The organism is Embleya hyalina (assembly GCF_003967355.1).
Classification (GTDB): domain Bacteria; phylum Actinomycetota; class Actinomycetes; order Streptomycetales; family Streptomycetaceae; genus Embleya; species Embleya hyalina.
Map to the genome: position 1 here is coordinate 1 of NZ_BIFH01000049.1, position 9,711 is coordinate 9,711.

8 protein-coding genes are annotated in these 9,711 nt (G+C 71.5%); 5 read left to right on the forward strand and 3 right to left on the reverse strand.

Annotation, left to right across the window (positions count from 1 at the left end; translation table 11 throughout):
* Positions 1-397 precede the first annotated feature (397 nt).
* Positions 398-1,471 carry a redox-regulated ATPase YchF gene (gene ychF, locus EMA17_RS45275; RefSeq protein WP_078976854.1) on the reverse strand — a complete coding sequence of 358 codons (1,074 nt, stop codon included), beginning with the start codon at positions 1,469-1,471 and terminating at the stop codon, positions 398-400.
* Positions 1,472-1,606: 135 nt separating this feature from the next.
* Here ychF and EMA17_RS45280 point away from each other — a divergent pair, with 135 nt between their 5' ends.
* Both EMA17_RS45280 and EMA17_RS45285 read left to right on the forward strand, forming a co-directional pair.
* On the forward strand, positions 1,607-2,149 hold the full coding sequence (locus EMA17_RS45280; protein WP_126643062.1) for a hypothetical protein: 543 nt from the start codon (positions 1,607-1,609) through the stop codon (positions 2,147-2,149).
* A 336-nt stretch (positions 2,150-2,485) separates the two neighbouring features.
* Positions 2,486-3,061, forward strand: coding sequence for a DUF6542 domain-containing protein (locus EMA17_RS45285; RefSeq protein WP_126643063.1), 576 nt, complete (start codon positions 2,486-2,488; stop codon positions 3,059-3,061).
* Positions 3,062-3,222: 161 nt separating this feature from the next.
* Here EMA17_RS45285 and EMA17_RS45290 read toward each other — a convergent pair whose 3' ends face one another.
* Positions 3,223-4,176: a 4-hydroxy-3-methylbut-2-enyl diphosphate reductase gene (locus EMA17_RS45290; RefSeq protein ID WP_078976857.1), complete on the reverse strand. Its 954-nt coding sequence runs from the start codon at positions 4,174-4,176 to the stop codon at positions 3,223-3,225.
* Between the two features lie 138 nt (positions 4,177-4,314).
* Here EMA17_RS45290 and EMA17_RS45295 point away from each other — a divergent pair, with 138 nt between their 5' ends.
* The gene (locus EMA17_RS45295; protein WP_126643064.1) at positions 4,315-5,406 is read left to right on the forward strand and encodes an acyltransferase family protein; all 1,092 of its coding nucleotides are present in this window, start codon (positions 4,315-4,317) and stop codon (positions 5,404-5,406) included.
* 30 nt (positions 5,407-5,436) lie between these two features.
* On the opposite strand, the gene EMA17_RS45300 is transcribed toward EMA17_RS45295, so the two are convergent.
* Positions 5,437-6,477 (reverse strand): extracellular catalytic domain type 1 short-chain-length polyhydroxyalkanoate depolymerase, encoded by a 1,041-nt coding sequence (locus EMA17_RS45300; protein WP_160161801.1) that lies wholly within the window; start codon positions 6,475-6,477, stop codon positions 5,437-5,439.
* Positions 6,478-6,611: 134 nt separating this feature from the next.
* Here EMA17_RS45300 and EMA17_RS45305 point away from each other — a divergent pair, with 134 nt between their 5' ends.
* Together EMA17_RS45305 and EMA17_RS45310 are read left to right on the forward strand one after the other, a co-directional pair.
* Positions 6,612-7,058, forward strand: a complete 447-nt coding sequence (locus EMA17_RS45305; protein ID WP_126643066.1) for a (deoxy)nucleoside triphosphate pyrophosphohydrolase — start codon at positions 6,612-6,614, stop codon at positions 7,056-7,058.
* A 92-nt stretch (positions 7,059-7,150) separates the two neighbouring features.
* Entirely contained in the window at positions 7,151-9,604 is a 2,454-nt protein-coding gene (locus tag EMA17_RS45310) for a SpoIIE family protein phosphatase (protein WP_126643067.1), read from the forward strand.
* Positions 9,605-9,711 lie beyond the last annotated feature (107 nt).

Here is a 9,711-nt window from a genome sequence, read left to right on the forward strand (position 1 = left end):
TCTGATGTTGTCCAACGCTGTCCAGAACTGTCAAAACTGTGCACCCGGCGGGCCACGCTTGATGCGTCAACATCGAACGAGGGAGCGCGACATGGCTTTCCAACGGCTTCTAATCGAGGGCCTGCTCACTCAGCTACCTGCATCCCTGATTGCCGGCGGCTTGGCAGCCGCAGGCAGCTGGGCCGTCCGCCGCCGGCGGCGCCGGAAGGCAGGAGCTGACGCAACCGATCAGGTCGTCACAGCGGTTCCATTCCCAGGGCCCAGCAGAGGTGACTAATCGTCAGAAAATCCAGCACCGAACCAGCACGGTATGGACGAAGGGGCCGGGCTCTCAAGAGCCCGGCCCCTTCTGATCTGCTTGTTTGCCACATCAGCGACGTGATGTTATTTCATCCGCTCAGACGTTGAAGCGGAATTCCACCACGTCGCCGTCCTGCATGATGTAGTCCTTGCCCTCCATGCGGGCCTTGCCCTTGGTGCGGGCTTCGGTGCGGCTGCCGGTTTCGACCAGGTCGGCGAAGCCGATCACCTCGGCCTTGATGAAGCCGCGTTGGAAGTCGGTGTGGATGACGCCGGCGGCCTCGGGGGCGGTGGCGCCCTTGGCGACCGTCCAGGCGCGGGCCTCCTTGGGGCCGGCCGTCAGGTAGGTCTGCAGGCCCAGGGTGTCGAAGCCGACGCGGGCCAGGATCGACAGGCCGGATTCCTCCTGGCCCAGGCTCTGCAGCAGTTCCAGGGCCTCGGCCTCGTCCAGCTCGATCAGCTCGGACTCGATCTTGGCGTCCAGGAAGATCGCCTCGGCCGGCGCGACCAGCTCGCGCAGCTCGGCCTTGAGCGTCTCGTTGACCAGCTCTTCCTCGTCCACGTTGAAGACGTACAGGAACGGCTTGGCGGTCAGCAGGTGCAGCTCGCGCAGCGGCTCCGGGTCCAGGCCCGCGGCGAAGACCGTGGTGCCGGCCTCCAGGACCTCCTTGGCCTGCTGCACGGCGGCGGCGACGGCGATCTTGTCCTTCTGCAGGCGCGAGTCCTTCTGTAGGCGCGGGAGCACCTTCTCGATGGTCTGCAGGTCGGCCAGGATCAGCTCGGTCTCGATGATCTCCTTGTCGTCGGCCGGCGAGATCTTGCCGTCGACGTGCACCACGTCGGGGTCGGTGAAGACCCGGATGACCTGGCAGATCGCGTCCGACTCGCGGATGTTGGCGAGGAACTTGTTGCCCAGGCCCTCGCCCTCGGACGCGCCGCGCACGATGCCCGCGATGTCCACGAAGTCGACGGTGGCCGGGATCTTGCGGGCCGACCCGAAGATCTCCGCCAGCTTGTCCAGTCGCGGGTCCGGTACGCCCACCACGCCCACGTTCGGCTCGATGGTCGCGAAGGGGTAGTTCGCCGCGAGCACGTCGTTCTTGGTCAGGGCGTTGAAGAGGGTCGACTTGCCGACATTGGGCAGGCCGACGATTCCGATGGTGAGCGACAACTGGATTCCCTGGCTTCTCGGCGATCGATGTGGCGCGCTGCGGACATACAAGCGCCTCCGGGAAGTGTAGGCGGTGGCCCGCGGCCAGTAGCATCCCTGGTTTCGTACGCCGGCCACTCAACGACGGGGACATCGATGAGCCGCACCTCGAACATCAACCTCAACCGCAGGCAACTGACGGACGGCGTCCTGTGGGAGGCCAAACCCATGCGGGTGCTGCTGGTCACCGCGTTCGTCCCGGTCGGGCTCGGCCTGCTCGACCTGGCCGATCTGGGCCTGTCCACCCTCTGGGGCGCCGTGCTGTGGGGCGGACTGACCCTGTTCGTGCTCCTGGGCTACGCGCTCTACCAGTACCGGAAGTTGTCGATCGGCCCCAACGGTCTGGTCTTCCACGGCCTGTTCCGCACCCGTGGTCTGCGCTGGGAGGAGATCGGCGCGGTCGAGGCGAAGCTCAAGGTCAACACCGGGGACGCCCCCTGCTACGCGGTGGTGCGCTGCACGATGCGCGACGGCTCCCGGAAGCAGCACACGATCAACTTCCTGGACAAGGACACGTTGGCGTATCTGGCGGTGGACCTGCGTCGGTACGCCGCGCCGCGCGGCATCGAGGTCCGGGTGCTGAGCACCGACGAGGTGGTCCGTGCCGTCGACCTCGTGGAGGGCGGCGCCCGGGGGTGACGGCCCGCCCGATTTCGCCCGTCCGCCGAATTGGTCGGCCGATTCCGCCACCGATTCCCGCCCCGCGAGCGTCCTCCCCGGTGAGCCCCCGCGGATCGGGGGCACAAGCGGAACGATCCACGGCGATCGAGGACGGACAATCGGGGACGGAACGGCGACCGGACGCACGGTTCGACACGGGCGGGGTGAGGTTTTTCGTGTTCTTGGACGGTTTTGACCGCGATGCGGCAATACCTTGTGGGGATGGAACAGCGCAGCCGAGCGGGAACGCGTCCCGTCCCGCCCCGGAACCCACCGAAGCGGCCTCCCGTGCCGGCGCCGGGACGAGGTGAGCCGGTGCGTCGCCGACCGCCGACCGGCCCGCCCCCACCCGCCGCGGGCCCACCGCCGGCCGAGCGCGGGCGGATGGACCGCGCCGCCCCGCCCCGACGCGCCCGCCCGCCGCGGCCCGCCGGCCAACACCCCCGCCCCGCCCCGCCCCGGCGCCCGCCCGGCGCCTCCGGCGCGTACCGCCCGGCCCACACCGGCGGCCTCACCGCCGCGGGCGCGGCCGTCTTCGGCCTCGGCGGCACCCTGCTCGGCGGCCTCGTCGACCACCTGGCGACGGACGGCCTCGGCGTCGTGTTCGGGCTCGCGTTCCTGATCAGCTCCGTCTTCGTGGCCTGGAAGGTGCGCGCGCAGGACTGGATCGCCGCCATCATCGCGCCGCCGATCGCCTTCGCCGTGACCGTCGTGCTGGTCAGCACCCTCCTCGGCGGCGACACGCACGAGAGCTACCTCACCCGGGTCGGCCTGGACCTGATCACCGCGCTGTCCTTCAAGGCCGGTCTGCTGTGGGGCGGCACCGCCCTGGCCGCCGTCGTGGTCCTGGTCAAACGCCGCCTGATCGACCGCGCCTCGAACGCCGCCTGACCGACCGCGCCCGACCGACCGCGCCCGAGCAGCCGCGCCCGAGCGACCCGCCCGCCGGCGCTCGCGCCGGCCCGCCACCCACAAGGGCCCGCCACCCGAAAAGGGCCCGCCCGAGCGCACCCGGACAGGCCCCACGACATCGCGCCCCACGCGCCCACCGCTCAGGCGTTGCGCAGATCCCGCCGCAACTCCTGCGGCAGCGCGAACTGCAGCCGCTCCTCGACCGAGCGGTGGATGTGCACGTCGCCGAAGCCGCGCTCGGCGAGCCAGGCCAGCACACCGTCGACCAGCACCTCGGGCACCGAGGCCCCGGAGGTGACGCCGACCGTGCCGACCCCCTCCAGCCACTCCTCCTTCAGCTCCTCCGCGTAGTCGACCAGATACGACGCGCGCGCACCCGCCTCCAACGCGACCTCGACCAGCCGCACCGAGTTGGACGAGTTGGTCGAGCCGACCACGATCACCAGGTCCGACTCGGCGGCGATCTGCTTGACCGCGACCTGGCGGTTCTGCGTCGCGTAGCAGATGTCGTCGCTGGGCGGGTCGATCAGCAGCGGCAGCCGCTTGCGCAGCTCCTTGACGGTGGCCACGGTCTCGTCCACGGACAGCGTGGTCTGGGACAACCAGGCCACCTTCGACGGGTCGCGCACCTCGACGTTCGCGACGCCCTCGGGCCCGTCCACCAGGTGGATGTGGTCGGGCGCCTCGCCGGAGGTGCCGATCACCTCCTCGTGGCCCTCGTGGCCGATCAGGAGGATGTCGTAGCCCTCCTCGGCGAAGCGCACGGCCTCCTTGTGCACCTTGGTCACGAGCGGACACGTGGCGTCGATCGTGCGCAGCGAGCGGGCCGCCGCCTCCTCGTGCACCACGGGGGCCACCCCGTGCGCGGAGAAGACGACCGTGGCGCCCTCGGGCACCTCCGCCGTCTCGTCCACGAAGATCGCCCCACGCTTCTCCAGCGTCTCGACGACGTATTTGTTGTGCACGATCTGCTTGCGCACGTACACCGGCGCACCGTACAGATCGAGGGCCTTCTCGACGGTCTCGACGGCTCGGTCGACGCCCGCGCAGTAGCCCCGGGGGGCGGCGAGCAGGACGCGGCTGGTTGACGACATGAGTCCATCGTACGGGCGCCGATCGGTGATCCATCGGCGTCCGCACGCCAAAGCACACGTAATAGGGTCCTTTGGTCGGGGTCGGTTTCGGATCTGCCGTACCCGTGCCCGCCCACGCCGTCCACGGGAAGACGTCGGATGCCCTTCAGCTCAGCGGAACGGCCCGGAAACGACACCTCGGCCGATCGGGCACCCGCGAAACGGCGCCGGGTCTGCTGGGATCTGCTGCGGGTGGCGTTCGTGGCACTGGTCCTGCTCTTCCACGGCACCTACCTGGCCCGCCAGTGGCATCCCGAACTGGTCGCCCGCCCGATCGTGTTCCCGTACCAGCTCGGCGCGAGCCTGCTCCTGGTCGTCTCCGGCTACTTCGCGGCGCACTCGCTGCGCCGGGGGGACGTGGTCCGCTGGTGGGTCGGCCGGATGGCGCGGATGTTGCCCGCCTTCCTGGTCGGCGTCCTGGGCACCTCGCTGTTCCTGCGGTTGTGCGCGCCGCCGGGGTGGTACGCCCCGGACCTGCGCGACGTGCTGGCCAATCTGGCCATGTTGTGGAACTGGAAACCGCAGTCCTACGCCTATGTGGACGCGGCCTATTGGACGATTCCGCTGCAACTCATCTGGTTCACCGCGATCTTCGCGCTGTGGCGATGGCGTCGGGTGCACGGCGACGCGACGGCCGGGGCGTTGTGGACGGTGCTGCTGGTCGAGATGTTCCTGCTGCCGATCCGGCTGCACCTGCAATCGGAGGCGTTCCGCACCCTCTACGACGGGTTCGGGCTGTACCGCGTGCATCTGTTCGTGGCGGGCATCGTCGTGCACCTGTGGTCGCGGCGGCGGGTGCGCGGCGCGCACGCGGTACTCCTGCTGGGCGCCTGTACGCTCGCGCATCTGTGCCAGACCCGGCACGTGTCCTGGAGCGTCGGACTGGCCGTCGGCATCGCCGCGATCTGCCTGGCGGCGCTCGGTCCGGACTGGAACCGCTTCCTGCCCGGATGGGCCGGCCGCGTGCTCGAGTGGATCGCCGGCATCACCTACGCGGTCTACCTGGTGCACCAGTCGATCGGCTACGTGGTGATGCGCCGCCTCCAGGACCACGGGGTCGGCGCGTGGGGTCAACTGCTCGCGCTGGGCCTGCTCGCGATCGGGCTCGGCTGGCTGCTCACGGTGCTGGTGGAGCGCCCCGCGCATCGGGCGATCATGCGCGGCTTCGACCGGCTGCGCCCGCAGTCCTGAGCCCGGACCGCCCCGCGCGGCCGCGCCGCGTCACAGCGAGTACTTGGTGAAGAAGGCCCACATCAGGTCGTTCGCCGAGATCTCCTGGTTGATCCGCCCGAAGCCGCGCACCTCGACCCCGGCCGCGCCCGGCCAGGTGTGCCCCGCGTCGGACTGGGTGTACAGGACCACCGCCGTGCCGCCGGCGCAGTCGTCGTACGCCGTGCGCTCGACGTGCCGGGACACGCGCGTGCGCACCGGCTTGCCCGGGCAGCCGTCGATCCCGGCCCAGCGCCGCGCCGCCTCGGGCACCGGATACGTCCAGCGCGAGGCGGGCCCGCCGTCGTAGGGGTTCGCCTGGTCGGCCAGCCCGTGGAAGGTCAGCACCGGGACGGGCCGGATCGGCCGACACGGCGCCGGCCGGGCCCCGTCCGTGCCGTCCGCGCGCAGGCCCGCCACGGGGGCGATCGCCGCTATCCGCCGGCTGAGCGTGCACCCGAGCAGCGACGTCATCCGCGCACCGCCGGAGAACCCGGTCGCGTACACCCGCCGATCGTCCAGGCACAACGAGCGGTCCAGCGCGTCCAGCGCGGCGCCCACGAAGCCGACCTCGTCCCGACCGCCCGCCGCGGCCGGATGCCCGCCGTACAGCGGCACGCCGGGGATGTTCCAGGCCCGCCCGGGACCGCTGCCCGGATACTTCAGCCCGCCCTCGGGGATCGCGACGACGAATCCGTGGCGCTCGGCGGACGTCCCCATCCCGGTGATCGCCATCTGCGCCGCGCCGGTGCTGTTGCTGCCGTGCAGGTTGAGCACCAGCGGCCTGGGATCGTTGCCGTCGTAGCTCCGCGGCAGATACGCCTGGACTCGGTAGGTCTCGCCGGAGAAGGACACGGGCACGCTCACCCACCCCTGCCGGTCGCGCCCGTCGCAGCCGACGTCCACCGCGGCGGAGCGGGCCCGCGCGGCGGGATCGCTCGCGTGCGCGGTCAGTCGGGACAGCGCGAACACGGCGAGTACGGCGGCGACCGCGGCGAACACGGCGAGCGCCCGCCCCACCCCCCGCAGGCCCGGGTACCGGGATCCCGCCACAGCCCACCCCACCTCGTTCGGCGACCCGGGTCCGGATCCGGTCCGTTCGGGAAGCATGTCCCCGAAGACAGACGCTCGCGAACCGACAAAGGTTGCCTGCTGCCGCGCCCGCTCGGCACGTAGAGTTGTCCGCCATGACCGGGACCCGCATCGTCGTCGGCGCCGCGATCCTCCACCGGGGACGCCTGCTGGCCGCCTGCCGCAGCGCGCCCGCCGCGTTGGCGGGCGGTTGGGAGTTCCCCGGCGGCAAGGTCGAGCCGGGCGAGGACGAGACCGCCGCGCTGGTGCGCGAATGCCGCGAGGAGCTGGGCGTGACCGTGCGCCCGGTGCGCCGGTTGCCCGGTGCGTGGCCGCTCGGGACAGGGTACGTGTTGCGTGTGTGGCTCGCCGATCTGGTCTCGGGTGAGCCGCGCCCGCTCCAGGACCACTCGGAGGTGCGGTGGCTCGCCCCGGCCGCGGTGGCGGACCTGGGCTGGCTGGCGGCGGATCGACCGGCGGTGGACCTGGTCGCGGCCGTCATGGGTGAGTCGGCTACCGGAAAGCGGGTCATAGGTGACGAATCGCTGCCAACGCATGGATAAGGTCGACGTGGCCGTGCCCGGGGGCCGGGCTTGAGATGGTGATCAATCGGGAAAACGGTCCGGAGTAGCAGCGACAAAGGAATCCGCCGTCCATGGAGCAGCGCCGAGAAGTCGACCGGAATCCGGGGGACCCGGCCCGGCGCTCGACGGCGCCCGGATCCCTGTTCGACCTCGTCCCGTCGGCCACCTGGGTGCTCGACGCCGATGGGCGGATCGTGATGTGGAGCGCCGCCGCCGAGCAGCTGTTCGGCTATCGACGCGAGGACATCCTCGGTGTCCGCGCGGTCGACCTGGTGTATCCGCCGTTCACCCCCGAGCAGCAGGCGGCGACGAGTGACGCGGTGTCCGGCGTCGACGTGTTCGCCGGGCTGTACACGATGCGCCGCGGCGACGGCACGCTGTGCACGGTCGAGTCGCGGGCGGCCTTCGCCGAGGATCTGGACGGCAACCGGTTCGTGCTGATCACCTCGATGGACTCGTTGGTGGTGCACAAGGTCGAGGCCGACCTCGCGATCCGCGAGGCGCTGTTCGACCAGTCGCCGATCGGGGTGGGCATCTTCGACGCCGACCTGCGCTACGTCGCGGTCAACGACGCGCTCGCCGCGATCAACCGCATGCCGGTCGAGGCGCACATCGGGCGCCGGCTCGAAGAGGTCCGCCCCGGGATGGACACCGAGCGGGTGCGCACCATCCAGCAGCGCGTCCTGGAGACCGGCGAGCCCGTGGTCGACTCGCGCATCTTCGGCCCGATCCCCGTCGACGGCAGCCCGCGCACGGTGTGGTCGATGTCGTACAACCGCCTGGAGGCACACGGCGGCCGAATCCTGGGCATCAGCTGCTCGCTGATCGACGTGACCGAGCGGCACTACGCGATGGTCAAGGTCGACGCCGCGCGCAAGCGGCTCGCGCTGCTGAACGAGGCCGGCACCCGGCTCGGCGCCACCCTCGACATCCCCCGGATCGCGGAGGAGCTGACCGCGTCGGTGGTGCCCGGATTCGCCGACCTGGCCGCGGTTGACCTGCTGGAGGCGATCGTGCAGGGCGAGGAGATCCCGCCCGGCGCGCACGCCGAGAAGGCCCGCCTGCAGCGGGTCGCCTCACGCGGCGCGCGCCCGGGGCGATACACCGACGAACTGCTGCGCCAGGGAAGCACGTTGGTCTACGCGGCCGACTCCACGTTCGGCCGCTGCCTGCGCACGGGCGGCTCGTACCTGATGCGCAACGTGCAGGACGAGATGTACGACGAGCTGATCCACGACCCGAGCCGGGCCGAGGCGGCGCGGGCCCTCGGCCTGCATACGATGATCGTGGTCCCGCTCAGCGCCCGCGGCGTGGTGCTCGGCACGCTGTTGCTCGGGCGCGGCGAGGGCCGACCCGCCTTCGACCCCGACGACCTCACCCTGGCCACCGAACTGGGCTCGCGCGCGGCGGTGTCGGTGGACAACGCGCGGCTGTACCACCACCAGCGCGAGACCGCGGTGATGCTGCAGCGCAGCCTGCTCCCGCAGAACCTCCCGGACCTGCCGGGCATCGCGGTCGCGCACCGCTACCTGCCGGGCAGCTCCGTCACCGAGGTCGGCGGCGACTGGTACGACGTGATCCCGCTGTCCGGCGGCCGGATCGGGCTCGTGGTCGGCGACGTGATGGGCCACGGGGTGCACGCGGCGGCGGTGATGGGCCAGTTGCGCACCGCCGTGCGCACCCTCGCGGGGCTGGAACTGCCGCCCGCCGAGGTGCTGGGGCATCTGGACGACATCGTGGTGGGGCTCGGGGAACTGCACTACGCGACGTGTGTCTACGTGGTCTACGACCCGGTCACACGTACCTGCGAGTTCGCCAGCGCGGGTCACATGCCGCCGATCCTGGTGCCGCCGACGGGTCGGCCCAGAGTGGTCGACAACCCGCCGGGCACCGTGCTCGGCGTGGGCGGACTGGGCTTCGAACAGGGCGACTTCGCGGTCGAGTCGGGCAGCACGCTGGTGCTGTACACCGACGGCCTGGTGGAGACCCGGGACCGCTCGCTCGACGTCGGCATCGGCCTGCTGTGCGAGGCCCTGGAGGGCCCGCCGGGGCCCCTGGAGCGCACCGCCGACCGGATCGTCGCGGACGTGCACGAGGAGCCCGGATTCGACGACGTGGCCCTTCTGGTGGCCCGCCTGGACGCCCTCGCCGAGGACTCGGTCGCCTCGTGGTGGTTGCCGGCCGAACCCGCCGTGGTCTCCCGGGCCCGCGAGCTGAGCCGCAAGACGCTCACCGAGTGGGGTCTGGACCCCCTGGTCGACATCACCGAGCTGCTGGTCAGCGAACTCGTCACCAACGCGCTGCGCTACGGCGCGGGCCCGATCCGACTGCGCCTGCTGCGCGGTCGGGCGCTGCTGTGCGAGGTCGCCGACGCGGGTACCACCCTGCCGCGCATGCGCGAGGCCGACGACACCGACGAGGGCGGCCGGGGCCTGCAACTGGTCAACCAGCTCGCCGAACGCTGGGGCAGCCGGAAGTCCGGCCACGGCAAGACGGTCTGGTTCGAACTCCCGCTCCCGGAGTAGCCGTTGCGGGCACCCGGCACCGCCGCCCGGACCGGCGCGGGCGGCACCGCCCCCGGCCCGTCCGGGCCGGCCGGGCCGGAGGCGGTGGCGGGATCGGTGCCCGCCCG

Excerpts from the sequence above, each read along its gene's own strand:
- EMA17_RS45280 (WP_126643062.1), top strand. The coding sequence starts at position 1,607 with ATGAGCCGCACCTCGAACATCAACCTCAACCGCAGGCAACTGACGGAC.
- EMA17_RS45290 (WP_078976857.1), bottom strand. The coding sequence starts at position 4,176 with ATGTCGTCAACCAGCCGCGTCCTGCTCGCCGCCCCCCGGGGCTACTGC.
- EMA17_RS45295 (WP_126643064.1), top strand. The coding sequence starts at position 4,315 with ATGCCCTTCAGCTCAGCGGAACGGCCCGGAAACGACACCTCGGCCGAT.
- EMA17_RS45305 (WP_126643066.1), top strand. The coding sequence starts at position 6,612 with ATGACCGGGACCCGCATCGTCGTCGGCGCCGCGATCCTCCACCGGGGA.
- EMA17_RS45310 (WP_126643067.1), top strand. The coding sequence starts at position 7,151 with ATGGAGCAGCGCCGAGAAGTCGACCGGAATCCGGGGGACCCGGCCCGG.